25 protein-coding genes are annotated in these 22,427 nt (G+C 69.9%); 13 read left to right on the top strand and 12 right to left on the bottom strand.

Features of this window, described 5'->3' with window-relative positions; genetic code table 11:
• Window positions 1-3: 3 nt before the first annotated feature.
• Window positions 4-903 carry a LysR substrate-binding domain-containing protein gene (locus R0232_RS22870; RefSeq protein ID WP_208513310.1) on the bottom strand — a complete coding sequence of 300 codons (900 nt, stop codon included), beginning with the start codon at window positions 901-903 and terminating at the stop codon, window positions 4-6.
• Between the two features lie 223 nt (window positions 904-1,126).
• Between R0232_RS22870 and phnD the strand changes: the two genes are divergently transcribed.
• The 9 genes from phnD (at window position 1,127) to R0232_RS22825 (ending at window position 9,282) form a co-directional block, all read left to right on the top strand.
• Window positions 1,127-1,990 carry a phosphonate ABC transporter substrate-binding protein gene (gene phnD, locus R0232_RS22865; protein WP_208513311.1) on the top strand — a complete coding sequence of 288 codons (864 nt, stop codon included), beginning with the start codon at window positions 1,127-1,129 and terminating at the stop codon, window positions 1,988-1,990.
• Complete coding sequence (gene phnC, locus R0232_RS22860; protein WP_431509514.1) at window positions 1,987-2,817, top strand: phosphonate ABC transporter ATP-binding protein; 831 nt, start codon at window positions 1,987-1,989, stop codon at window positions 2,815-2,817. Before phnD ends, phnC begins: the two co-directional genes overlap by 4 nt.
• The gene (phnE, locus tag R0232_RS22855) at window positions 2,814-3,635 is read left to right on the top strand and encodes a phosphonate ABC transporter, permease protein PhnE (protein WP_143129334.1); all 822 of its coding nucleotides are present in this window, start codon (window positions 2,814-2,816) and stop codon (window positions 3,633-3,635) included. Before phnC ends, phnE begins: the two co-directional genes overlap by 4 nt.
• Window positions 3,636-3,663: 28 nt before the next feature.
• Window positions 3,664-4,767, top strand: a complete 1,104-nt coding sequence (psrA, locus tag R0232_RS22850; protein ID WP_431509513.1) for an iron-containing alcohol dehydrogenase PsrA — start codon at window positions 3,664-3,666, stop codon at window positions 4,765-4,767.
• A 79-nt stretch (window positions 4,768-4,846) separates the two neighbouring features.
• Window positions 4,847-5,827 (top strand): Bug family tripartite tricarboxylate transporter substrate binding protein, encoded by a 981-nt coding sequence (locus R0232_RS22845; protein WP_431509512.1) that lies wholly within the window; start codon window positions 4,847-4,849, stop codon window positions 5,825-5,827.
• Between the two features lie 20 nt (window positions 5,828-5,847).
• Window positions 5,848-6,855 carry a Bug family tripartite tricarboxylate transporter substrate binding protein gene (locus tag R0232_RS22840; RefSeq protein ID WP_172705653.1) on the top strand — a complete coding sequence of 336 codons (1,008 nt, stop codon included), beginning with the start codon at window positions 5,848-5,850 and terminating at the stop codon, window positions 6,853-6,855.
• 74 nt (window positions 6,856-6,929) lie between these two features.
• On the top strand, window positions 6,930-7,520 hold the full coding sequence (locus tag R0232_RS22835) for a TetR/AcrR family transcriptional regulator (protein WP_093354606.1): 591 nt from the start codon (window positions 6,930-6,932) through the stop codon (window positions 7,518-7,520).
• A gap of 90 nt (window positions 7,521-7,610) precedes the next feature.
• Window positions 7,611-8,744: a thiolase family protein gene (locus tag R0232_RS22830; protein WP_296799282.1), complete on the top strand. Its 1,134-nt coding sequence runs from the start codon at window positions 7,611-7,613 to the stop codon at window positions 8,742-8,744.
• A 70-nt stretch (window positions 8,745-8,814) separates the two neighbouring features.
• A complete protein-coding gene (locus tag R0232_RS22825) occupies window positions 8,815-9,282 on the top strand; it encodes a MaoC family dehydratase (RefSeq protein ID WP_431509511.1) in 468 nt (155 codons plus the stop codon).
• A 3-nt stretch (window positions 9,283-9,285) separates the two neighbouring features.
• Here R0232_RS22825 and R0232_RS22820 read toward each other — a convergent pair whose 3' ends face one another.
• Entirely contained in the window at window positions 9,286-10,098 is an 813-nt protein-coding gene (locus tag R0232_RS22820) for a ferritin-like domain-containing protein (protein ID WP_431509510.1), read from the bottom strand.
• A gap of 50 nt (window positions 10,099-10,148) precedes the next feature.
• Here R0232_RS22820 and R0232_RS22815 point away from each other — a divergent pair, with 50 nt between their 5' ends.
• Window positions 10,149-10,673, top strand: coding sequence for a gamma carbonic anhydrase family protein (locus R0232_RS22815; RefSeq protein ID WP_057595925.1), 525 nt, complete (start codon window positions 10,149-10,151; stop codon window positions 10,671-10,673).
• Window positions 10,674-10,710: 37 nt separating this feature from the next.
• Window positions 10,711-11,709 carry an Hsp33 family molecular chaperone HslO gene (locus R0232_RS22810; RefSeq protein WP_057595926.1) on the top strand — a complete coding sequence of 333 codons (999 nt, stop codon included), beginning with the start codon at window positions 10,711-10,713 and terminating at the stop codon, window positions 11,707-11,709.
• A 15-nt stretch (window positions 11,710-11,724) separates the two neighbouring features.
• Here R0232_RS22810 and R0232_RS22805 read toward each other — a convergent pair whose 3' ends face one another.
• Window positions 11,725-12,594: an NAD(P)-dependent oxidoreductase gene (locus R0232_RS22805; protein WP_431509509.1), complete on the bottom strand. Its 870-nt coding sequence runs from the start codon at window positions 12,592-12,594 to the stop codon at window positions 11,725-11,727.
• 30 nt (window positions 12,595-12,624) lie between these two features.
• On the bottom strand, window positions 12,625-13,416 hold the full coding sequence (locus tag R0232_RS22800) for an SDR family oxidoreductase (RefSeq protein WP_431509508.1): 792 nt from the start codon (window positions 13,414-13,416) through the stop codon (window positions 12,625-12,627).
• A gap of 94 nt (window positions 13,417-13,510) precedes the next feature.
• Between R0232_RS22800 and R0232_RS22795 the strand changes: the two genes are divergently transcribed.
• Window positions 13,511-14,296, top strand: coding sequence for a helix-turn-helix domain-containing protein (locus R0232_RS22795; protein ID WP_431509507.1), 786 nt, complete (start codon window positions 13,511-13,513; stop codon window positions 14,294-14,296).
• On the opposite strand, the gene R0232_RS22790 is transcribed toward R0232_RS22795, so the two are convergent.
• A complete protein-coding gene (locus tag R0232_RS22790; protein ID WP_431509506.1) occupies window positions 14,293-15,183 on the bottom strand; it encodes a LysR substrate-binding domain-containing protein in 891 nt (296 codons plus the stop codon). The genes R0232_RS22795 and R0232_RS22790 overlap by 4 nt on opposite strands.
• Window positions 15,184-15,317: 134 nt before the next feature.
• On the opposite strand from R0232_RS22790, the gene R0232_RS22785 reads away from it, so the two are divergent.
• A complete protein-coding gene (locus R0232_RS22785; protein WP_431509505.1) occupies window positions 15,318-16,226 on the top strand; it encodes a DMT family transporter in 909 nt (302 codons plus the stop codon).
• Here R0232_RS22785 and R0232_RS22780 read toward each other — a convergent pair whose 3' ends face one another.
• The 7 genes from R0232_RS22780 to R0232_RS22750 form a co-directional block, all read right to left on the bottom strand.
• The gene (locus R0232_RS22780; protein ID WP_431509504.1) at window positions 16,227-17,204 is read right to left on the bottom strand and encodes a hypothetical protein; all 978 of its coding nucleotides are present in this window, start codon (window positions 17,202-17,204) and stop codon (window positions 16,227-16,229) included. It abuts the gene before it with no gap.
• Between the two features lie 121 nt (window positions 17,205-17,325).
• Window positions 17,326-18,021 (bottom strand): AAA family ATPase, encoded by a 696-nt coding sequence (locus R0232_RS22775; protein WP_296801693.1) that lies wholly within the window; start codon window positions 18,019-18,021, stop codon window positions 17,326-17,328.
• Complete coding sequence (gene pnuC, locus R0232_RS22770; RefSeq protein ID WP_431509503.1) at window positions 18,018-18,638, bottom strand: nicotinamide riboside transporter PnuC; 621 nt, start codon at window positions 18,636-18,638, stop codon at window positions 18,018-18,020. Before pnuC ends, R0232_RS22775 begins: the two co-directional genes overlap by 4 nt.
• Before the next feature lie 55 nt (window positions 18,639-18,693).
• Complete coding sequence (gene ftsB / locus R0232_RS22765; protein ID WP_093354631.1) at window positions 18,694-18,972, bottom strand: cell division protein FtsB; 279 nt, start codon at window positions 18,970-18,972, stop codon at window positions 18,694-18,696.
• A 116-nt stretch (window positions 18,973-19,088) separates the two neighbouring features.
• Window positions 19,089-20,372, bottom strand: coding sequence for a phosphopyruvate hydratase (gene eno / locus R0232_RS22760; RefSeq protein WP_057595934.1), 1,284 nt, complete (start codon window positions 20,370-20,372; stop codon window positions 19,089-19,091).
• Window positions 20,373-20,400: 28 nt separating this feature from the next.
• The gene (locus R0232_RS22755; RefSeq protein ID WP_296777275.1) at window positions 20,401-20,691 is read right to left on the bottom strand and encodes a DUF1330 domain-containing protein; all 291 of its coding nucleotides are present in this window, start codon (window positions 20,689-20,691) and stop codon (window positions 20,401-20,403) included.
• A complete protein-coding gene (locus R0232_RS22750; protein ID WP_208513325.1) occupies window positions 20,688-22,370 on the bottom strand; it encodes a CTP synthase in 1,683 nt (560 codons plus the stop codon). The genes R0232_RS22755 and R0232_RS22750 overlap by 4 nt, the downstream gene beginning before the upstream one ends.
• Window positions 22,371-22,427: the final 57 nt, after the last annotated feature.

Here is a 22,427-nt window from a genome sequence, read left to right as displayed (position 1 = left end):
CGCTCAGTGGCTCCTGCGCCGCCGGCCCTCGGGCGCGGCGGAGAGCGCGGGCGAGAGGGTGTCGAAGAAGGCGCTGACCATGCGCATGTCGCGCCGCTCGGCCAGGCACAGCGCATGGGCCGAGGTGAAGATCTCGGTGTCGCTGATCGCCACGCGATGCAGGTCGGGCGCGGGCACGTACTCGACCTCCGACACCGCGGCGATGCCCAGGCCCTGCAGCACGGCTTCGCGGATCACCTCGCGGCTGCCGATCTCCATCACCACGTCGGTCCGGATGCGCGCCTTGTCGAGCGCGAGCTCGAGCGCCTTGCGCGTGGTCGAGCCCTGCTCGCGCATGATCAGCCGCTCGCCCTCGAGCTCGGCCAGCCGGATCGCGCGGCGGCGCGCGAAGCGGTGCGAGGAGGGTACGAAGACCACCACCGGCTGCTTCATGAAGGGCACCGAGAGGAAGCGCTCGTCGCGCACCATCTGCGCGAGCACGCCCACGTCGGCGCTGTAGTCGAGCAGCTGGTTCAGCACGTCCTGCGAGTTGCCGGTGCTCACCGTCACCTTGATGCCGGGATAGCGCTGGTTGAAGTCGACCAGCATCTTCGTCACGTGATAGGGCCCCACGGCCGCCACGCGCAGGTGGCCGGTGCGCAGCTCGCCCGCGTCGCCCAGCAGGTTCACGGCGTCGGCCTCGAGGCTGAAGATCTGCTGCGCGAGCTGCATCAGCTGCTCGCCCATCACCGTGAGCTGCACGCGCCGGCCGCGGCGGTGGAACAGCTCGACCTTGTAGGCCTCCTCGAGAAAGCGCACCTGCGTCGTGATGGTGGGCTGGCTCACGTGCAGGCTCTCGGCGGCGCGCGTGAAGCTGCCTTCGCGGGCCACCGCGAAGAAGGAACGAAGCTGGGTCAGGCGCATGCGGCGGCTCCGGAAAAAGCGAAATTCTCGATGTATTCGACTATAGATTCATTGAATACATCGACGAAAAAATTTGAATTGGATCGATGTATGGGCCGGTGATGTACTCGCCGCCAGGCGCTCCAGGTCGGCACCCAAAAGACGACCGGAATGCCACGAATCCCCGGGCCGCCATGACGGCGGTGCGGGGGACCGGAACCGCAGAAGACTGGAGACACAGATGATGAAACGCAGAAGCTTGCTGTTCGGAGCTGCCGCCGGCGTGGGCGCGGCCTTCCTTCCACCGGCGAGGGCGCAGCAGGCGCTCACGGTCGGGCTGATTCCTTCCGAGGATTCGCGCGCGATGATCGCCAACAGCCAGCGCATGATGGACATGCTGGCCCAGGGCCTCGGCATGCCGGTCAAGCCCTTCGTGGCGGCCGACTACAACGGCGTGATCGAGGCGCTGCGCTCGAAGCGGCTCGACGTGGCCTACCTCGGCCCGTTCTCGTACGTGCTGGGCACCACGGTGGCCGACATCGAGGCCTTCGCGGTCGCCGAGACCAAGAAGGCCGGCCGCACCTTCTATTACAGCCAGGTGGTGGCCCACAAGGACAGCGGCATCAAGAGCGTGAAGGACTTGAAGGGCCGCACCTTCGCCTTCGTCGACCCCAGCTCCACCTCGGGCCACCTGTTCCCCAAGGCCGGGCTGATGAAGGCCGGCTTCGATCCCGACAAGGACTTCGGCCGCGTGATCTTCTCGGGCTCGCACGACTCGAGCGCGATCGCGGTGCAGAACCGCAAGGTCGACGCGGCCGCCATCGCCGACCGCATCCTCGACGCCGCGGTGGCGAAGGGGCTGGTCAAGCGCGAGGACCTGGTCGAGGTCTGGCGCTCGGAGCCGATCCCCGAGTCGCCCACGGTCTGGCGCAAGGACCTCGGTGCCGATCTCAAGCAGCGCGTGCAGGCGGCCTTCCTGCAGGTGAAGGACATCCCCTGGTCCGACCAGGGCCTGCTCAACGGCTTCCACCCCACCAACGACGCGGCCTACAACGTGATCCGCGACACGGCCAAGATCCTGAAGCTCGACCTGGGGAAGATGAAATGATCGAGATCCGCGGCCTTTGCAAGCGCTACGGCGACTTCACCGCGCTCCACCAGGTCGACCTCGCGGTCGGCAAGGGCGAGTTCGTCGTCATCCTCGGTGCCTCGGGCGCCGGCAAGTCCACCCTGCTTCGCTGCATCAACCAGCTCGCCGAGCCCACGCAGGGCGAGGTACGGGTGGACGGCGCGCCCGTGCGGCGCGATCGCGCGGGGCTGCGCCGCGTGCGCCGCGACGTGGCGATGATCTTCCAGCACTACAACGTGGTGCCGCGCCTGTCGGTGCTGAAGAACGTGCTGACCGGGCGCCTGGGCTCGATGCCGGCGCTGGCCTCGTGGTTCCAGGTCTTTCCGGCGCGCGACATCGCGATCGCGCGCGAATGCCTGCGCCGCGTCGAGCTCGACCACAAGGCCGACCTGCGCACCGACACGCTCTCGGGCGGCCAGAAGCAGCGCGTGGGCATCGCGCGGGCGCTGGCGCAACGGCCCAAGGTGATCCTGGCCGACGAGCCGGTGGCCAGCCTCGATCCGAAGACCTCGCGCAAGGTGCTGAACTACCTGCGGCAGGCCAGCCGCGAGGACGGCATCACCGTGATCTGCAACCTGCACCAGGTCGACTACGCGCGCGAGTTCGCGCAGCGCGTGATCGGCGTGGCGGGCGGTCGCGTGGTGTTCGAGGGCCGGCCCGATGAGCTCACGGACGAGGTGCTGCAGCGCATCTATCCGGGCGGCCTCGAGCCCGACCCCGGGGAACCGAAGGAAGACGCGGCCGTGGCCGCGGCGCACGCGCCGGCGCTGCCGCCGGTCCAGCAACTCGCCCTGGAGCAGCCATGATCGCGATCGGACGCTACAACCTGTTGATCGCCCGCAGCGGCGGCAACCCCGGCTGGTGGAAGTACCTGGTCGCCGCGGCGGCCGGGCTCGGCGTGCTCTGGTGGGCCGCGATCGGCGCGCAGGTGAGCTTCGGCGAACTCGCCAAGGGCATGCCCTGGATCGCCGACTTCCTCGGCCGCATGCTGCCGCCCAACTGGGAGTTCATGGGCAAGCTGGTGAAGCCCGCCATCGAGACGGTGCAGATCGCGCTCTGGGGCACGCTGCTGGCGGTGGTGCTCGCGGTGCCGCTGTGCTTCTTCGCGGCGCGCAACATCTCGCCGAACCCGGCGGTGTTCCATGCGATGCGGCAGGTGCTCAACATCACGCGCGGCATCAACGAGATCATCCTCGCGCTGATCTTCGTGGCGGCCGTCGGCCTCGGGCCCTTTCCGGGCGTGCTGGCGCTGGCGCTGCATGGCGCGGGCATGCTCGGCAAGTTCTTCGCCGAGTCGATCGAGGAGATCGACCAGGGGCCGATCGAGGCGCTGCGCTCCACGGGCGCGGGCCCGATCCAGACCATCGTCTTCGGCGTGATCCCGCAGGTCGTGACGGCATGGATCGGCGTCATCGTCTACCGCTTCGAGACCAACCTGCGCCAGGCCACCGTGCTGGGCATGGTGGGCGCGGGCGGCATCGGCTTCGAGCTGGTGGGCAGCATGAAGCTGTTCCAGTACCAGGACACGGCGACCTGCATCCTGGTCATCGTGGTCATGGTGATGACCGCCGACTACCTCTCGACCCGGCTGCGCGCCTGGATCCAGCAGGGCAGCCGTTCCTGAGGCCGCGCGCCGACGACCGACCCCGACCATGACCTTCCACTACTTCAACCCCGTGCAGAGCACGTACGGGGCCGCGGCCCTGTCGTCCCTGCCGAAGCTGCTCGCGGGCCGCCGCGCCGCGCTGGTGACCTTCCAGGAGGCCCGCGCGATCGGCCTGCTGGGCCGGCTCGAGGCGGTGCTCGGCGATGCGCTGGCCTGCGTGATCGACAACGTGCGGCCCAACCCCGACGTGGCCGAGCTCGCCGCGACCTACGCGCAGTTCTGGCGCGCGCATCCGCAGGTGGAGGCGATCGTGGCGGTCGGCGGCGGCAGCGCCATCGACACCGCGAAGGCGCTGATGGTGGCGGGCGAGGGCGCATGCTTCGACGACCTGGTGGCCGGCCTGGCCGGCGAGCGGGCCTTCGTGCCGGTGCACGCCAAGATGCTGATCGCCGTGCCGACCACCGCGGGCACCGGCAGCGAGGTCACGCCCTGGGCCACGATCTGGGACCGCGGCCGGCAGCGCAAGTATTCGCTGCACCTGGCGCAGACCTGGCCGCGCCATGCGCTGATCGATCCCGAGCTGATGCTGTCGCTGCCCGCGGCGGTCACGCTGCAGAGCGGGCTCGATGCGCTCTCGCATGCGCTCGAGTCGATCTGGAACGTGAATGCCAACCCGGTGTCGGACACCTTCGCGGTGGCCGCGGTGCGCGACACGCTCGAGGTGCTGCCGCAGCTGATGGGGCGGCTCGACGACGTGGCGCTGCGCGGGCGCATGGCGCTGGCCGCGCTGAAGGCGGGCATGGCCTTCTCCAACACCAAGACCGCGCTGGCGCACTCGATCTCCTACGAGATGACGCTGCGCTACGGCCTGCCGCACGGCATCGCCTGCTCGTTCCCGCTGCCGCTGGTGCTCGAGCGCGCGATCGGCCGGCGCGCCGACCGCGACGCGGTGCTGGCGCAGGCGCTGGGCCTGCCGCTCGCGGAGGCGCCGCGCCGGCTCGCGGCCTTCATCGAATCGCTGGGCGTGAAGACCCGCTTCGCCGACTACGGCGTGGGCGAGGACGAGGCGCGGCGGATGCTGCTGCAGGCGCTGAGCGGCGCGCGCGGGCGCAACTTCATCGGCGGCGCGATCGCGCAGGACACAGCCTGAGCAGGCGGGGCGCGGCGAATCCCGGGTCGCTCGCGGCTTGCCGCAGAATCGGCGGCTTCCGAACACGAGAGACATCGACATGAGGATCCACCGCGTCTTCCTCGCCGGCCTCGCGCTGGCCGCGACCGCCGCCACCATCGGCCCCGCCCTGGCTCAGGGCTACCCCTCGGCCAAGCCCATCCGCCTGATCGTCGGCTATCCGCCCGGCGGCGGCATCGACTTCGCGGCGCGCACGGTGCAGGTGCCGCTGCAGGAGGCGCTCAAGCAGCAGCTGGTGGTCGACTACAAGCCCGGCGCGAGCGGCATGATCGCGGCCACCGAGCTCACGCGCCAGCCGGCCGACGGCTACACGCTGCTGCTGGCCAACACCGGGCCGTTCGCGATCGCGCCGTACCTGCAGAGCAAGCCGCCCTACGACCCCATCAAGCAGTTCACCTACGTCGGCCAGATCAGCCAGGGCAGCTACATCGCGGTGACGCGGCCCGACCATCCGGCCAAGGACCTCAAGGCCTTCGTGGCCTGGGCCAAGGGCCAGCCCGGCAAGGTCAACTTCGCCTCGGGCGGCAACGGCACCTCGACGCACCTCAACGGCGAGCTGATGAACCAGGTCACGGGCCTGGACATGACGCACGTGCCCTACAAGGGCAGCGCGCCCGCGGTGCAGGACCTGATCGGCGGGCAGACGCAGATCCTGATCGACGCGGGCAGCGTGCTGCTGCCGCAGGTGAAGGGCGGCAAGCTCAAGGCGCTGGCCGTGACCGGGCCGCAGCGCGATCCGCAGCTGCCCGACGTGCCGACCGTGAAGGAGCTGGGCCTCGCGGGCATGGAGTCGGTGGGCTTCCAGGGCCTGGTGGGACCGGCGGGCATGCCCAAGGAGGTGGTGGACCGCCTGTCGGGCGAACTCGCCAAGGCGCTCGCGCAGCCGGCGGTCCGCGCCAAGTTCGCTGCGGCGGGCGCCGAGGTCCATTCGCTGGGCCCGACCGAGTTCGCGGCCTTCGTGAAGGCCGACAACGAGAAATGGTCGAAGCTGATCCGCGAGCGCAAGCTGCAGCTCGATTGATGGAGGCAGACTCGAGGGCCATGACGAATCCGATGCATTCCTTCTTCTTCCCGACGCGCCGCACCGCGGTGCTTGCCTCGCTGGCCGCGGCCGGCGCCTTCCTCTGCGGCACCGCGGCGGCCCAGACCCCGGCCGTGCCCAAGACCCTGCGGCTGATCGTCGCCTATCCGGCCGGCGGCGTCAGCGACGTGGTCGCGCGCGCGCTCGGCGACCGGCTCGCGGCGCAGCTCGGCACCACGGTGGTGGTCGAGAACCGCGCGGGCGCCAGCGGCGCGATCGGCATGGACGCGGTGGCCAAGGCCGCGCCCGATGGCGCGACCCTGGGCTTCTCGGCCATCAGCCCGCTGGTGCTGAGCCCGCACCTGGGCAAGCTGCCCTTCGATCCGCTGAAGGACGTGGCGCCGGTGGCCAGCGTGATGTATTCGCCGGTGCTGCTGATCGCCACGCCCGCGAGCAAGGCGAAGGACTTCCGCGCGCTGCTCGACGACGCCAGGGCCCATCCGGGCGCGGTGCGCTGGGCCACCTCGGGGCCGGCCTCGCTCGGCCACATCGTGCTCGAGCAGCTGCGCTCGGCGGCCAACGTCGACATCACGCACGTGCCCTACAAGGGCGGCGGCCAGCAGCTCAACGATGCGCTGGGCGGGCAGTTCGAGATCCTCTCGACCAACGCCAGCCCCACGCTGGGCGCGCACATCCAGTCGGGCAAGCTGCGCCCGCTCGCGGTGGGCGCGCCGGCGCGGCTCGAGAGCCTGCCGCAGGTGCCCACGCTGGGCGAGCTGGGCTACAAGGCGGCCAACATCAACTCGCTGTTCGGCGTGTTCGCGCCGGCCGCCACGCCGCCGGCGCTGCTCGCGCGCTACAACGCCGAGATCAACAAGGCGCTGGCCAGCCCCGAGCTGCGCGCCAAGCTCACGGCCACCGACAACGTGCCCACGGGCGGCCCCGCGGCCGACTTCGCGAAAGAGATCGCCAGCGAGTTCGAGAGCAATGGCAGGATCGTGAAGGCGGCCGGCATCAAGGCCGACTGAGAACCCCACCGGCCGCGCGGGCTTGTCGCCCGCGCGATAGCCACTCCGATTTCCCTACCTTATAGTAGGTAGCCATGAGCAGCGTTTCCTCAGCAGCCCTCGCCACCGGCAGCACGCGCGACCAGATCCTGGGCGCGGCGCGCGAGCTCATCGCCACGCGCTCCTACCTGGGCTTCAGCTTCCAGGACGTGGCCGACGCGGTCGGCGTGCGCAAGGCCAGCCTCTACCACCACTTCCCGTCCAAGGAGGCGCTGGGCGTGGCCGTGCTGCGCGACGCGATCCAGGGCTTCCGCCGCTGGGACGAGGCCAAGGCCCGCACGCCGCGCGAGTCGCTCGACGCCTATTTCCGCATGTACCGCAACGGCCTGCGCGCCGGCTCGGCGGTCTGTCCCGCGGGCGCGCTGGCCCCGGGCTGGGACTGCATCAACGACGAGCTGCGCCGCACGGTGCAGGAGCTGCGCCAGATGCAGGTGCTGTGGCTGACCGGCGTGCTCGGCGCGCTGGTGTCCGAGCGGGCCCAGGGCGCCGGCGGCGCGGGCCCCGCGGCGCTCGCGGCCTATGTGTTCGCGGTCTGCCAGGGCGCGCTGATCGCGGCGCGCATGACCGGCCGCGTGGAGGATTTCGACGACGCGGTCGCGCAACTGAGGAGTTCGCTGCCCGTCTGACGCCCCGGCATCCACCCGAAGGCACGCCCCGCGTGCCTCTTTTTTGACCTGTCAGCCTACCGATTGGATGGTAGTTTTTAGGAGCACATCATGAAAGCCGTCATTTCCGCCTATGCCCGTTCGCCGTTCCATTTCGCGAAGAAGGGCGCGCTGGCCGAGGTGCGTCCCGACACGCTGGCCGCCGGCGTGGTCCGGGGCCTGCTGCAGCGCACCGACCTCGATCCCGCGCTGCTCGAGGACATCGTCCTGGGCTGCGCCTATCCCGAGGCCTCGCAGGGCAACAACCTCGCGCGCATCGTCGGCCTGCTGGCTGGCCTGCCGCACGAGGTGGGCGGCATGACCGTCAACCGCTTCTGCGGCTCGTCGATGCAGGCGGTGCACATCGCGGCCGCGCAGATCGAGGCCGGCATGGGCGAGGCCTTCCTCTGCGTGGGCGTCGAGTCGATGAGCATGGTGCCGCAGGGCGGCTTCAACTTCTCGCCGAGCCCGGAGCTGCTGGCCGACACCGATGCCTACATCTCGATGGGCGAGACCGCCGAGAACGTGGCGCAGCGCTGGAACGTGAGCCGCGCCGACCAGGAGGCGCTGGCGGTGGAGTCGCACCGCAAGGCCGCGGCCGCGCGCGAGCAGGGCCGCCTGGCCGGCGAGATCGTGCCGGTGCGCCTGGCCTCGGGCGAACTGGTCGAGGCCGACGGCTGCATCCGTCCCACCACCTCGGCCGAGGCACTGGCCAACCTCAAGCCGGCCTTCCGTCCCGATGGCGTGGTGACGGCCGGCACCTCGTCGCCGCTGACCGACGGCGCGGCCGCGGTGCTGGTGACCAGCGATGCCTTCGCCGCGCGCCATGGCCTGAAGGCGCTGGCGCGCATCAGGTCCTTCGCCACCGTGGGCGTCGACCCGGCCATCATGGGCATCGGCCCGATTCCCGCCACGCGCAAGGCGCTGGCGCGCGCGGGCCTGACGGTGGCCGACCTCGACGTGGTCGAGATCAACGAGGCCTTCTCCTCGCAGGCGCTGGCCTGCATCCGCGACCTCGGGCTCGACCCGGCCACGGTCAACCTCGATGGCGGCGGCCTGTCGATCGGCCATCCGCTGGGCGCGACCGGCGCGCGCATCACGGGCAAGGCGGCCTCGCTGCTGGCGCGCGAGAACGGCCGCTATGCGCTGGCCACGCAGTGCATTGGCGGCGGGCAGGGCATCGCGACCATCCTCGAGCGCGTCTGAGCGCCGGCGCGACACGATGCGGCACGGTGGCGACAATGCCGCCGTGCCATCAGCGAAGGAGGAACGCACCATGACCGACACCACCCCCCGCGCCAAGCTCTACCTCGACGACCTCGCCGTGGGCGACCGCTTCACCAGCGGCAAGTACGCGCTCGACGCCGAGAAGATCAAGGCCTTCGCGCTGCAGTTCGACCCGCAGCCCTTCCACACCGACGAGGAGGCCGCCAAGCGCACCTTCTTCGGTGGCCTGGCCGCGAGCGGCTGGCACACGGCGGCCGTCACCATGCGCCTGCTGGTCGACAGCGGCATCCCGCTGGCCGACGGCATCATCGGTTCGGGCGGCGACGAGATCCGCTGGCCGCAGCCCACGCGGCCCGGCGACGTGCTGCACGTGGTCAGCGAGATCGTCGAGATCGTGCCCTCGCGTTCCAAGCCGGGCCGCGCGATGGTCCGCGTGCGCTGCGAGACGCGCAACCAGCGTGGCGAGGTGCTGCAGCACTTCTCGCCCAAGCTGGTGGTGATGAAGAAGCCGGATTGACTCCTAGGCGGCGCTGCCGCCGCCCAGCGCCTTCAGCTCCTCGTCGCTGAAGCCCGCGCGCGTGCGCGCCTCGAGGTTGAACGGCGGCTTGAGCCGCGGCGCCTCGTAGCGCGCCACGAGCTCGGGGTAGGCGGCCTCGGCGTCGATGCCCGCGCGCTCGCAGAGCCAGCGGTACCAGTGGTTGCCGATCGCCACGTGGCCCACCTCGTCGCGCAGGATGATGTCGAGGATCTCGACCGCGCGCAGCGCATCGGGCGTGTTCACGCGCTTGAGCTTGGCCTGGATCAGCGGCGTGGCGTCGAGCCCGCGCGCCTCGAGCGTGCGCGGCACCAGCGCCATGCGCGCGAGCACGTCGTCGCGCGTCTTCTCGCACATGCTCCACAGGCCGTCGTGGCCCGTGAAGTCGCCATAGCGCCAGCCCATGGTCTGCAGGTGCGCATGCAGCAGCGTGAAGTGCTGCGCCTCCTCGTCGGCCACGCGCAGCCAGTCCTGGTAGTAGCGCGCGGGCATGCCGTCGTAGCGCCAGGCGGCGTCGAGCGCGAGGTTGATGGCGTTGAACTCGATGTGGCAGATCGAATGGACCAGTGCCGCGCGGCCCTCGGTGTTGAACGGCGAGCGCTTGCCCACCGCCATGGCCGACACGCGCAGCGGGCGCTCGGGCCGGCCCGGCACGCCGAGCTCGTCGCCGGGCACGCGCACGGGGTCGTCTGCTATGGTTTCGCTAGCGATATGCGCTGCCAGCGCGCGGGTTGCCGCCACTTTCTCTTCGGGGTCGGTGAGGCGCAGCGCGGCCAGGGCGCTCAATCGGGGGTGCATCCCTACAATTCTAGGTTTCACCCCTCTTTCCCTTTCCGGAGACTCCCACGATGGCCCTCTATGAACTCGACGGCGTGGCGCCGCAACTCGGCGACGGCGCCTGGGTCGCCGACAGCGCCGAGGTGATGGGGCGCGTGACGCTGGCCGAGAACGCGAACGTCTGGTTCGGCGCCGTGCTGCGCGGCGACACCGAGGCCATGACCATCGGGCGCAACAGCAACATCCAGGACCTGTCGGTGCTCCATTGCGACATCGGCTGCCCGCTGACCGTGGGCGAGAACGTCACCGTGGGCCACCAGGTCATGCTGCACGGCTGCACCATCGGCGACAACACGCTGATCGGCATGCAGGCGGTGGTCTTGAATAACGCGAAGATCGGCCGCAACTCGATCGTCGGCGCCGGTGCGCTCGTGACCGAGGGCTCGGAATTCCCCGACAACTCGATGATCCTGGGATCGCCCGCCAAGGTGGTGCGCACGCTCGACGAAGCGGCCGCCGCCAAGCTGCGCCAGGGTGCGGAGCACTACGTCAAGAACGCCCGCCGCTTTGCGGCCGGCCTGAAGAAGATCGCCTGAGCCTGCGCGCGAGGGCACCCGAAGAAAGAACCCCGTTGTGAGCGAGCTGCATAAATTCCTGTTCGATGGCCTGCCGGTGCGCGGCATGATCGTGCGCCTGACGGACGCCTGGCAGGAGATCCTCGCGCGGCGCGCCTCCAACACCGCCACCGGCGCCTACCCGCCGCCGGTGGTCGAGCTGCTCGGCGAGATGACGGCCGCGGCCACGCTGATGCAGGCCAACATCAAGTTCAACGGCGCGCTGATCCTGCAGATCTTCGGCGACGGCCCGGTGAAGGTGGCCGTGGCCGAGGTCAAGCCCGACCTGAGCCTGCGCGCCACCGCCAAGACCATCGGGGAGCTGCCGGCCGATGCGCGGCTGCCCGACATGGTCAACGTGAACAACAAGGGCCGCTGCGCGATCACGCTCGACCCCAAGGACAAGCTGCCCGGCCAGCAGCCCTACCAGGGCGTGGTGCCGCTGTTCGGCGACGAGGGCGAGAAGCTCGGCAAGCTCAGCGAGGTGCTGCAGCACTACATGCTGCAGAGCGAGCAGCTCGACACCACGCTGGTGCTGGCGGCCGACGACAAGGTGGCCGCGGGCCTGCTGATCCAGCGCCTGCCGGTCAAGGGCGAGGGCAACCTCGAGGGCACCTCGCCGGCCGACCGCGACCAGGCGAACGAGGACCAGATCGGCCGCAACGAGGACTACAACCGGATCTCGATCCTGGCCTCGACGCTCACGCGCGAGGAGCTGCTCACGCTCGACGTCGAGACCATCCTGCGGCGCCTGTTCTGGGAAGAGAAGCTGCTGCGCTTCGAGCCGCAGCGCGGCATGCTGGGCCCGCACTTCGCCTGCACCTGCGGCCGCGAGCGCGTGGCGCAGATGATCCGCGGCCTCGGCGCCGAGGAAGCCGAGAGCATCCTCGCCGAGCGCGGCGACATCGAGGTGGGCTGCGACTTCTGCGGCAAGCAGTACCGCTTCGACGCGGTCGATGCGGCGCAGATCTTCCGCCCGCCGGGCGACCAGATTCCCGGCACGCCGGTGGTGCAGTAGGTCGGTGCCGGGCGCTCAGCCCGGCTGCCGCAGCACCTTGACCATCGCCGCGAGCCGCTCGTTCGCATAGCCGGCCGCGAGCGCGCGGTCGAACCAGCCCATCAGGAAATCGGGAAAGCCCATGTCGAGCCGCGCCTCGCGCGCCTGCCGCACGAACAGCCGGCCCGAGCCCGCGCAGGTCGCCATCGAGCTCTCGGGTTCGCCATAGCTCCGGTCGTGGATGCTCTCGCCCTCGGCGCGGATCATCTCGCCGAGCACGGGCGAGATGGTGCCGATCATTTGTGCGAAGTCCCGCACCGGCAGCTGTTCCGATTCGAAGATGCGCACGCCGTGGAAGAAGCCGGCCATCGCGCCAAACATGCACGAGAGCGTGGCCAGGTCCCAGGCGGCGGCGTTGCCGATCGGCTCGCCCAGGTAGGCGATGTGGCCCGCGATGGCCTCGAGCACCGGCCGGCAGGCCGCGAGCGCGCGCTCCTCGCCGGAGATGAACAACGGCGTGTCGGGCCGGCCGATCTGCGAGGGCGTGGCGAGCAGCGCGCCGTCGAGGTAGGCCACGCCATCGAGTCGCGCCCAGTCGTCGCGCGCATCCTGTGGCGTGCCGGTGCTCAGCTGCACCAGCACCTTGCCGCGCAGCGTCTCGGCCACGCCCGGTTGCGCGAGGATCGCGTGCCAGGCCGCGTAGTCGGCCACGCAGACCAGCACGATGGGGCTGGCGGCGACGGCCGCGCGTGCATCGGTGGCGAGCACGGTGCCCTGGCCGAGCAGCGCTTCGGCGCGGCTCGGGGTGCGGTTCCACAGCGTGAGCGTGTGGCCACGCTGCAGGGCGCGCGCGAGCGCGATGCCCATCGGGCCGAGGCCGATGAGGGAGACGTCGGTAGGGGTCATGGTTGCTTCCTGCATGGATCGGGGATGCATTCAGTCGTGCGCCGGGCTGAGGTTCTGGCCCAGGCCGCCGTCGACCGTGAGCCGCGCGCCGGTGGTGAAGGTGGCGTCGAAGGCCAGGAACAGCACCGCGCGCGCCACCTCCTCGGCGCTGCCGTGGCGTCGCATCGGCGTGATCTGGTCGCCCAGGCGCACGAACTCCGCGCGCTCGGCGGGCGTGGCATCGGCTACGCCGAGCGTGGGCGTGTCGATGAAGCCCGGGCTCACCACGTTGATGCGGATGCCGCGCCCGACCAGCTCGGCAGCGAAGCCCGAGGCGAAGGAGCGCAGCGCCGCCTTGGTCGCGCTGTAGACGCCCATGCCGTGCATGCCGCCCTCGTCGGCGATCGACGAGGTGAAGACGATGGATGCGCCGGGCTTCATCAGCGGCGCGAGCTTCTGCACAGTGAAGAAGGCGCCCTTGGTGTTGATCGCGAAGGCGCGGTCGTAGCCGGCCTCGGTGACCTGCTCGAAGGGCTCGAGCGTGGCGATGCCGGCGTTGATGTGCAGCAGGTCGACGTGGCCCAGCGTCTCGCGCGCGGTGGCCGCGAGCGCATCGATGTCGGCCAGCGAGGCGGCGTCGCTCGCGAGCACCTGCGCCTGCGGGCCCAGCGCGTGTCGTGCGGCCTCGAGGTCCCTGGGATTGCGCCCGGTCAGGATCACGCGGGCGCCGCCCGCAAGCAGCGCCTGGGCCGTGGCCAGGCCCATGCCGATGGTGCCGCCCGTGATGACGGCGGTCTTGCCGAGGTAGCGGGTGTTGCTGTCGTGGTGGAGAGTGGTGTTCATGGCCGCGATGATTCCGCGCGCATCGCGCGCGGTCGCGCACGATCGGGCAGCCCCGAGCACGAACGGACGACGGCGCGCGGCCGATAATGGCCCGATGAGCGACACCGACCTGCGCATCGAACTGCGGCAGACGCCCGCCGGCATCGTCGGCTACGAGCCGCTGCCCGAGCACCGCATCAAGCTCCACGTGGGCGCGCCGGTGGCCGGCGCCTGCCAGTTCCACCGCTTCCTCTACACGCGCGGCGACCTCGACATCGTGCCCGCGGGCGTGAGCGACGTGTGGCACGAGGAGGCCGCGAGCACCTCGCTGATGCTGCGCGTGTCGACCGCGCTGCTGCGTCGCACGGCCGACGAGATGGGGCTGCCCGCCGAGCGCGCCACGCTCGCGCAGCGCCACCAGTTCCGCGATGCCCACATCGAGCACATCGCCTGGGCCCTCGACGCCGAACGCCGCGCCGGCTTTGCCAACGGCACCCTGTATGCCGACAGCCTCGGCACCGCGCTCGCCGTGCACCTGCTGAGCGGCCAGCGCCGCCCCGAGCCCGTGCCCGCACGCGGCCTCACGCGGCCGCAACTGCGCCGCGTGACCGAGCACATCGAGGCCCACCTCGACGGCGACCTTTCGCTGTCCTCATTGGCCGACGTGGCGGGCCTCAGCACCTCGCACCTCAAGACCCTGTTCAAGCGCTCGACCGGCCTGCCGGTGCACGAGTACGTGGTGCACCGCCGCGTCGACCGCGCGCGCGGCCTGCTGCTGCGCAGCGACCTGCCCGCGAGCCAGGTGGCGCTGGAGAGCGGCTTCTCGCACCAGAGCCACATGGCGCGCTGCATGCGACGCGTGCTCGGCGTGACGCCGGGCGAGGTGCGGCGCGCCGGCTAGGCGTCGTCCAACGGGGCGTTCTTCGTCTCGTCGCGTTTCAGCAGCACGGAAGACAACGCGAGGATCTTGGTCTGGGGCGCGTCGCGCAACCAGACCAGCCTCGTCTTGGCACGGCCGAACTTCGCTGGCAGCGGATGGACGCTGAGCCGGTCGCGCTCGGCGTAGCTGTCGAGCACGCTGTGCGGAATCAGCGCGATGCCCATGCCGACCGCGACGCAGCCCAGGATCAGGTGGTAGGAGCCCGCCTCCACGATCCGGCCCGGCGTGACGCGGCCGCGCAGGAACCAGTCCTCGAGCCGCTTGCGGTGCGGGCAGCCGGGATGGAAGGCGAGGATCGTCTTCGACGACAGGTCCTTCGGCGATGCGATGCTGCCGTGCTTTGCTTCGGCGACGATCACCAGTTCCTCGTCATAGATCGCGAGGGTTTCCAGCCTGCGGTCCGGGATCGGATCGGTGATGAGGGCGGCGTCGAGGTCCGCACGGAGGACCTGCTTGATCAGCTCGCGCGGATCGCCCGAATAGAGCTCGAGGGCCACGTCCGGATAGCGATCGTGGAAGCGACCCAGCGGCTCCGGCAGGCGGGCAGCGGCCGTGCTTTCCATCGCGCCCAGGCGCAGCACGCCGCTGGGGCGATCGGACTGGATCGCCTGGACCGCTTCCTTCGCGAGATCGAGCATGCGGTCCGCGTAGCCGACCAGTATCTTGCCCGCGGGCGAAAGCTGGAGGCGGCGCCCTTCGCGCAGGAACAGCTGCACGCCCAGTTTTTCTTCGAGCACCTGGATGCGCGCGGTCACGCTCGACTGTGCGCGGTGAAGGGTTTCCGCCGCCCGCACTACCCCGCCGGTGCGGACCACGGTCCTGAAGATCTGCAGATCCGAGAACTCCATACATCGCCTTCCCTGAACGGTTCGTTCTCTATTTGTCGTTTTCTTGCGAGCGCCATTCTCTTTAGAGTTCTCTGCAACTTCAACAAGGCACGGGCCTGAACCAGGCACCAGGGATCGTCATGAAAATGGGAGTCGTGGAAGAGGCCGGTGCGCGGGCGGTGCGCCGATCGCTGGTCGTCGGCGTGTTCTGCGGCCTCGCGGTGGCGCTGATCTGGTCGAGCTGGTCGGTCGCCACGCGGTTTGCCGTGACCACCAGCCTCGGGCCGCACGACGTGACCTTCCTGCGCTTCGGCGTCTCGGCGCTTTTCCTGTGGCCGGTGCTCGCCCGGAAGGGGTTGGGCGTTGCGCAGATCGGCATGGTTCGCCTGTCGATCATGGTCCTCGGCGCGGGCGTGCCCTTCATGCTGCTGGGTTCGGTGGGCATGCAGTTCGCACCGGCCTCGCATGTCGCCACGCTCATGATCGGAACGATGCCGATCTGGGTGGCGGTGCTGTCGGGCCTGCTGTTCGGTGAGCGATTCACGCGGCGGCAACTGGGCGGGATGGCCGTCGTCGTCGCCGGCGTGCTGTGCATCGGCGGCTATGCACTGCTGGCCGATCGCGCCGCGGGAGAGTGGCGAGGAGACCTGCTGTTCCTGCTCGCGGGCCTGTGCTTCGCGAGCTTCACCGTCGCGCAGCGCCGTTCGGGAATCAGCCCCTGGCATGCGACGGCGCTCGTCAACGTGTGCTCCGCCGTGCTGTTCACGCCGGTCTACTTCTTCGGGTTCACGCCGAACATCTTCACGGCGCCGCCATCGGCCGTCGGCTTCCAGGTGGTCGCCCAAGGGATCCTGGTGGCGATCCTCGGGATGTATTTCTACACGGAGGCCGTGCGTCGATTGGGTGCGCCCAGGGCCGCCATCTTCGGTGCGCTCGCGCCCGCGCTGGCCGTGCTGATCGGCGCGGTGTTCCTCGGGGAGGTACCGGCCTGGCTCACGCTGACGGGAATCGGGCTCGTGATGAGCGGTGTCGCTCTGGTGGTGACGGGCGCGGCGCGTCGCTAGCTAGCGAAGGCTGCTGTCGAAACCCCCGAAGAAGATGTCGGGCGCGCTCGTGTTGTGCTTCGACGGCAGGCTGCGCCCGAAGCGGAACTGCGTGCCCTTGAGCGTCTTCACCTCGGGCAGCGGCGTTGCGACCAGCGGCGCATCGGGCGCGGCCTGCCAGCGCACCTCGCTGACGTCGGCGTTGTCGGGCGTCACGTACATCGAGCGCAGCACGGCAAAGGGCCGGGCCTCGCGCGTGGGGGCCGAGAAGCGCACGTCGAGCGCGGTGCGTTCGCGGCTGATCTCCTCGACGTTGGCGACGGCGCTGCCGCCGCGCGCGAAGCGCAGGTGGATCGACAGCGGCTTCGGCACGATGCGGATCGAGGCGATGTCGACCACCGGCCGGCTGGCCTGCTCGACCGGGCCGAGCAGGAACGAGGAGCCGTAGACGCCGTCGCCGAAGCGCGCCTCGGGCAGGGGCTTGATGCGCCAGTAGCCGTCGGAGGGATAGAGCACCAGCGCCTCGAGCGCCTTGCCGTTCTCCTTGCGGAACACCTGCAGCAGGTGGAAGCCGCGGTCGCTGACGGTGCCCACGCGCACCGGCACGCGTTGCGGCCGCCAGAAGCTCGCGAGCGTCATGCCGACGATGCGCCACTGCGCGTTGTCGAGCAGCACCACGGTGCGCGGCTCGAAGCGGTGCGCGGGGTCGGTGGGATGCTCGCCGCCGTCGAAGTTGCAGCCCGAGAAGTCGGGCGCGGTGACGTCGTTGCCGATGCTGTCGAGGTAGGACGGCTGCAGCGCCTCGATGCGCAGCCGCCGTATGCCTTCGCCGCGCAGCACCAGCGAGACGTTGTCCTCCTCGGCGCAGGCGGTGGGCGTGGTGCCGTTCTCGACCGTGGCGCGCAACGGGGCCGCGCTGGCGGCGGCGCCGACCAGCACCGAGGCCGCGAGGGCGGTGGCGAGGAGGGCGGCGGTGCGGAAGCGGCGGCGAAGAGGCATCGGGTCTCCAGGCAAGAGGAAGAGGGGGAACAACGGCAACGGGCAACGGACGCCGAAGCTTAGAGGATGGCGCAGCGCCGGTCGGCGCCATGTCGGAGGGCACCGCGCGGGCGCGGCGGCCTCACTCGCGGCGCGCGAGCAGGTCGGTGAACAGGCGGTGCTCGCACTCGGGATCGGAGCACTTGTCGCAGGACCAGGTCCAGCCTTCGCCCGCCGTGGCGGCGCCGCGATCGGGCGCTACGGCATCGCGTCCGCCATCGCGCGACAGGCCTCCGCGGTCGGCCACGCTCTGGATCGCGCGCCAGGCGCTGGCCAGCCGTTCGCTGCCGCTGCCATGGACCACGGTGTAGGCCACGCCCGCGCTGGCGAGCGCGCGGCGCACCATCGCGTCGACCGGCTCGCGCACATGCGGGCCGTCGCGCATCTCGTCGGCCACCCAGGGCAGGTCGAGCGCGGTCAGCAGGGTGATCGCGCAGCGCTGCTGGGCCGCGAGCGCATCGGGGTAGAGGGTGGTGTCGGCGAACAGCAACTCGCTGTAGACGGCGGTCATGACGGCCGTGGTGTCGGCCACCGCCACGCCGAGCGCGGCCGCGGCATCGATGCGGCGGGTCTGCTCCTCGGCGATGGCCTGCTGCTCGTCGGCACGCGGCGTGCGGCCTTCGCGCTCGCACCATTCGCGCAGGTACTCGCCGACGAAGGTGGCGTGGATGCCGCGCTCGTTCATGCGCTGCACGAGGGCGCGCGCGAGCTCGGTCTTGCCGGTGCTCTCGGCGCCGAGCAGCGCGACGATGCAGCCGGTGGGCAGCACGGGCGTCATGCGGCGGCCGCCCTCGGCAGCCGCTGGCGCCAGGCCAGGTAGCCGGCCACGCTGAGCGCCGCGAACACGGCGTACAGCCCGACCGTGAGCCACAGGCCCTTGTGGACGAAGAGGCCGATGCTGACCAGGTTGACGGCCAGCCACACGACCCAGTTCTCGATGAACTTGCGCCCGAGCAGGAACTGGCCGACCAGGCTCAGGCCGGTGGCGAAGCCGTCCCACCAGGGCACGTCGGTGTCCGTGAAGCGGCGCAGGAAGAGGGCGACCGCGGGCCAGGCCAGCGCGCAGGCCAGCAGCGCGAGCGCGAGGCCGCGGCGCGAGAGGCGGCTCACGCGCAGCGCCGAGCCGTCGGCCCGGTGGCCGCGCAGCCATTGCAGCCAGCCCCAGAAGGCGACGACGGCGAAGAAGACCTGCAGCGAGGCGTCGCCATAGACCTTCGCCTGCGCGAACACGCCCACGTAGAGCAGCGAGCTGACGATCGCCAGCGGCCAGCCCCAGTGGATCTCGCGCATGTTGCAGCCGACCATGGCCAGTGCCAGCACGGCGGCCACGCATTCGAGCCAGGTGACGGGAGAGCCCCAGAGCGCGAAGGCGGGGGCGGAGAGGAGTTCGGGCATCGGCAGGGCGGCGTGCACGGCGCGCCGAGGGCTCGGCGAGAGCGGCCCGCGTGGATCAGTGGGCGATCTGGACGAAGACCTCGTTGGGCTTGACCATGCCCAGCTCCTGGCGGGCACGTTCCTCGACCATCTCGAGGCCGTCCTTGAGGTCGTTGACCTCGGAGGCCAGCCGCTCGTTGGTGATGGCGGCCTTGGCGTTCGACTCCTTCTGCGAGGCCAGCTTGGCCTGCAGCTGCGCCACGTCGCGCACGCTGCCGCGCCCGTTCCACAGCTGCCACTGGAGGATGGCCAGCAGCACGAGCAGAACGATGGGAGGAATGAAGCGCGCGCGCATGGTCCGCGGACTTTACCCGCGCTCCCCGCACGGCCCGCCAGGGACGGCGCATCGCCGATCCGCGAAATGCGGAAAAAGCGGCAATGCGCGCGGCTCTTCGGGCCGGGGAGGGGGCATCACTTGAGGTTGTAGAACGCGCCGCGGCCCGGGTAGACGGCGATGTCGCCGAGGTCTTCCTCGATGCGCAGCAGCTGGTTGTACTTGGCGATGCGGTCCGAACGCGAGAGCGAGCCGGTCTTGATCTGGCCGGCGTTGGTGCCCACGGCGATGTCGGCGATGGTGCTGTCCTCGGTTTCGCCCGAGCGGTGCGAGATCACGGCGGTGTAGCCGGCGCGCTTGGCCATCTCGATCGCGGCGAAGGTCTCGGTCAGGGTGCCGATCTGGTTGATCTTGATCAGGATCGAGTTGGCGATGCCCTTCTCGATGCCTTCCTGCAGGATCTTGGTGTTGGTGACGAACAGGTCGTCGCCCACCAGCTGCACGCGCTTGCCCAGGCGTTCGGTCAGGTGCTTCCAGCCGTCCCAGTCGCCTTCGTGCATGCCGTCCTCGATGCTGATGATCGGGTACTTGTCGACCCAGGTCGCCAGCATGTCGGTCCAGTTCTCGGCCGACAGCGAGAGGTTCTCGCCCGACAGCACGTACTTGCCGTCCTTGTAGAACTCGCTCGCGGCGCAGTCCAGGCCCAGCGCGATCTGCTCGCCAGCCACGTAGCCGGCCTTGTCGATGGCTTCGAGGATCAGCTGGATCGCCGCTTCATGGCTCTCGACGCTCGGCGCGAAACCGCCTTCGTCGCCCACGGCGGTGCTGATGCCGCGGTCGCCCAGGATCTTCTTGAGCGCATGGAACACCTCGGCGCCGTAGCGCACGGCTTCGCGGAAGCTCGGCGCGCCCACGGGGATGATCATGAACTCCTGCAGGTCCAGGCTGTTGTTGGCGTGCGCGCCGCCGTTGATGACGTTCATCATCGGCACCGGCATCTGCATGCCGCCCATGCCGCCGAAGTAGCGGTACAGCGGCAGGCCCGATTCCTCGGCGGCCGCGCGAGCCACGGCCATCGACACGGCCAGCGTGGCGTTGGCACCCAGGCGGCCCTTGTTGTCGGTGCCGTCGAGGTCGATCATCGTGCGGTCGAGGAAGGCCTGTTCGCTGGCATCGAGGCCGAGCACGGCTTCGGAGATCTCGGTGTTGATGTTCTCCACCGCCTTGAGCACGCCCTTGCCGAGGTAGCGCTTCTTGTCGCCGTCGCGCAGCTCGATGGCTTCGCGCGAACCGGTGGATGCGCCCGAGGGCACGGCCGCGCGGCCCATGGTGCCCGATTCGAGCAGCACGTCGCACTCGACGGTGGGATTGCCGCGGCTGTCGAGGATCTCGCGGCCGACGATGTCAACGATTGCACTCATCTTCTTTTCTTTCTCCAGTAAAAACGGATCACAGACCTTCGACGACGACCATGCGCATGATCGCGGCGCCCTGGCGCGACTCGCGCGCCTTGCCGTATTCGGGCGAACTGTTGAACTGCTTCGCGGCCTCGACGCTCGGGAACTTGAGGATCACGATGCGCTGCGGCGCCCAGTCGCCCTCGAGCACCTCGACCTTGCCGCCGCGCACGCAGACCTCGGCGCCATGCGCCTGCATGGCGGCGGTCGACCACTTCTTGTACTCCTCGTACTGGGTCGGGTTCGTGACTTCGACGTTGGCGATGATGTAGGCGCTGGTCACGCGACCGCCTTCAGCGTCTTGCCCGCATTGCCGGCGCCCTGGCCCTTGTGGTCGAGCGCGGCCTTGATGAAGGCGTTGAACAGCGGATGGCCGCTCCACGGCGTCGACTTGAACTCGGGGTGGAACTGCACGCCCATGAACCACGGATGCACGTCCTGCGGCAGCTCGACGATCTCGGTGAGCTGCTCGCGCTGCGTGAGCGCGGAGATCACGAGGCCGGCCTTGCGCAGCTGGTCGAGGTAGTTGACGTTGGCTTCGTAGCGGTGGCGATGGCGCTCGGTGACCACGTCGCCGTAGATGCTGTGGGCCAGCGTGCCGTCGGTCACGTCGGAACTCTGTGCGCCCAGGCGCATGGTGCCGCCGAGGTCGGACTTCTCGTTGCGCACCTTGATCGTGCCGTCGGCGTCCTTCCACTCGGTGATCAGCGCGATCACGGGGCAGGAGGTCTCGGGGTCGAACTCGGTGCTGTTGGCATCGGGCAGGCCGGCCACGTGGCGCGCGTACTCGATGGTGGCGACCTGCATGCCCAGGCAGATGCCGAGGTAGGGCACCTTGCCTTCGCGCGCGAAGCGGGCCGCGAGGATCTTGCCCTCGACGCCGCGCTGGCCGAAGCCGCCGGGCACGAGGATGGCGTCGTACTTGGCCAGGCGCGAGACGTCCTGCGCGGTGATGGTCTCGGAGTCGACGTAGTCGATCTTCACGCGCGCATGGTTCTTCATGCCGGCGTGGCGCAGCGCCTCGTTGAGCGACTTGTAGCTGTCCGACAGGTCGACGTACTTGCCGACCATGGCGATCGCCACTTCCTGCTGCGGATGCTCGACCTCGTAGACCAGTTCGTCCCAGCGCGAGAGCTTGGCCGGTGGCGTGTTGATGCGCAGCTTGTCGCAGATCAAGCCGTCGAGGCCCTGCTCGTGCAGCATGCGCGGCACCTTGTAGATGGTGTCCACGTCCCACATCGAGATCACGCCCCATTCGGGCACGTTCGAGAACAGCGAGATCTTGGCGCGCTCGTCGTCGGGGATCGGGCGGTCGGCGCGGCACAGCAGGGCGTCGGCCTGGATGCCGATCTCGCGCAGCTTCTGCGCCGTGTGCTGCGTGGGCTTGGTCTTGAGCTCGCCGGCCGCGGCGATCCAGGGCACGTAGCTCAGGTGCACGAAGGCCGAGTTGTTCGGGCCCATGCGCAGGCTCATCTGGCGCACGGCCTCGAGGAAGGGCAGCGACTCGATGTCGCCCACGGTGCCGCCGATCTCGACGATGGCCACGTCGACCTCGTGCGCGGTGCCGATGCCGGCGCCGCGCTTGACGTATTCCTGGATCTCGTTGGTGATGTGCGGGATCACCTGCACCGTCTTGCCGAGGTAGTCGCCGCGGCGTTCCTTCTCGAGCACGGTCTTGTAGATCTGGCCGGTCGTGAAGTTGTTGGCCTTGCGCATGCGCGTCGTGATGAAGCGCTCGTAGTGGCCGAGGTCGAGGTCGGTTTCCGCACCGTCGTCGGTGACGAACACCTCGCCGTGCTGGAACGGCGACATCGTGCCGGGGTCGACGTTGATGTAGGGATCGAGCTTGATGAGGGTGACTTTGAGGCCGCGCGATTCGAGGATCGCGGCCAGCGAGGCGGAGGCGATTCCCTTGCCGAGGGAAGACACCACACCACCGGTGACGAAGACAAATTTGGTCATGCCAGTTCCGGACGCGAGGACCGGGCAGTGGGAAATTGAGATTATAGGTGTGCCCCC

It is taken from the genome of Variovorax sp. DAIF25 (assembly GCF_050711835.1).
Taxonomy (GTDB): domain Bacteria; phylum Pseudomonadota; class Gammaproteobacteria; order Burkholderiales; family Burkholderiaceae_C; genus Variovorax.
Note: the sequence above shows the minus strand (reverse complement) of the source record. Positions and strands in the feature narration are given on the sequence as shown.

Coding starts and splice junctions, on each gene's coding strand:
- R0232_RS22870 (WP_208513310.1), bottom strand. CDS start 903: ATGCGCCTGACCCAGCTTCGTTCCTTCTTCGCGGTGGCCCGCGAAGGC.
- phnD (WP_208513311.1), top strand. CDS start 1,127: ATGAAACGCAGAAGCTTGCTGTTCGGAGCTGCCGCCGGCGTGGGCGCG.
- phnC (WP_431509514.1), top strand. CDS start 1,987: ATGATCGAGATCCGCGGCCTTTGCAAGCGCTACGGCGACTTCACCGCG.
- phnE (WP_143129334.1), top strand. CDS start 2,814: ATGATCGCGATCGGACGCTACAACCTGTTGATCGCCCGCAGCGGCGGC.
- psrA (WP_431509513.1), top strand. CDS start 3,664: ATGACCTTCCACTACTTCAACCCCGTGCAGAGCACGTACGGGGCCGCG.
- R0232_RS22845 (WP_431509512.1), top strand. CDS start 4,847: ATGAGGATCCACCGCGTCTTCCTCGCCGGCCTCGCGCTGGCCGCGACC.
- R0232_RS22840 (WP_172705653.1), top strand. CDS start 5,848: ATGACGAATCCGATGCATTCCTTCTTCTTCCCGACGCGCCGCACCGCG.
- R0232_RS22835 (WP_093354606.1), top strand. CDS start 6,930: ATGAGCAGCGTTTCCTCAGCAGCCCTCGCCACCGGCAGCACGCGCGAC.
- R0232_RS22830 (WP_296799282.1), top strand. CDS start 7,611: ATGAAAGCCGTCATTTCCGCCTATGCCCGTTCGCCGTTCCATTTCGCG.
- R0232_RS22825 (WP_431509511.1), top strand. CDS start 8,815: ATGACCGACACCACCCCCCGCGCCAAGCTCTACCTCGACGACCTCGCC.
- R0232_RS22820 (WP_431509510.1), bottom strand. CDS start 10,098: ATGCACCCCCGATTGAGCGCCCTGGCCGCGCTGCGCCTCACCGACCCC.
- R0232_RS22815 (WP_057595925.1), top strand. CDS start 10,149: ATGGCCCTCTATGAACTCGACGGCGTGGCGCCGCAACTCGGCGACGGC.
- R0232_RS22805 (WP_431509509.1), bottom strand. CDS start 12,594: ATGACCCCTACCGACGTCTCCCTCATCGGCCTCGGCCCGATGGGCATC.
- R0232_RS22800 (WP_431509508.1), bottom strand. CDS start 13,416: ATGAACACCACTCTCCACCACGACAGCAACACCCGCTACCTCGGCAAG.
- R0232_RS22795 (WP_431509507.1), top strand. CDS start 13,511: ATGAGCGACACCGACCTGCGCATCGAACTGCGGCAGACGCCCGCCGGC.
- R0232_RS22790 (WP_431509506.1), bottom strand. CDS start 15,183: ATGGAGTTCTCGGATCTGCAGATCTTCAGGACCGTGGTCCGCACCGGC.
- R0232_RS22780 (WP_431509504.1), bottom strand. CDS start 17,204: ATGCCTCTTCGCCGCCGCTTCCGCACCGCCGCCCTCCTCGCCACCGCC.
- R0232_RS22775 (WP_296801693.1), bottom strand. CDS start 18,021: ATGACGCCCGTGCTGCCCACCGGCTGCATCGTCGCGCTGCTCGGCGCC.
- pnuC (WP_431509503.1), bottom strand. CDS start 18,638: ATGCCCGAACTCCTCTCCGCCCCCGCCTTCGCGCTCTGGGGCTCTCCC.
- ftsB (WP_093354631.1), bottom strand. CDS start 18,972: ATGCGCGCGCGCTTCATTCCTCCCATCGTTCTGCTCGTGCTGCTGGCC.
- eno (WP_057595934.1), bottom strand. CDS start 20,372: ATGAGTGCAATCGTTGACATCGTCGGCCGCGAGATCCTCGACAGCCGC.
- R0232_RS22750 (WP_208513325.1), bottom strand. CDS start 22,370: ATGACCAAATTTGTCTTCGTCACCGGTGGTGTGGTGTCTTCCCTCGGC.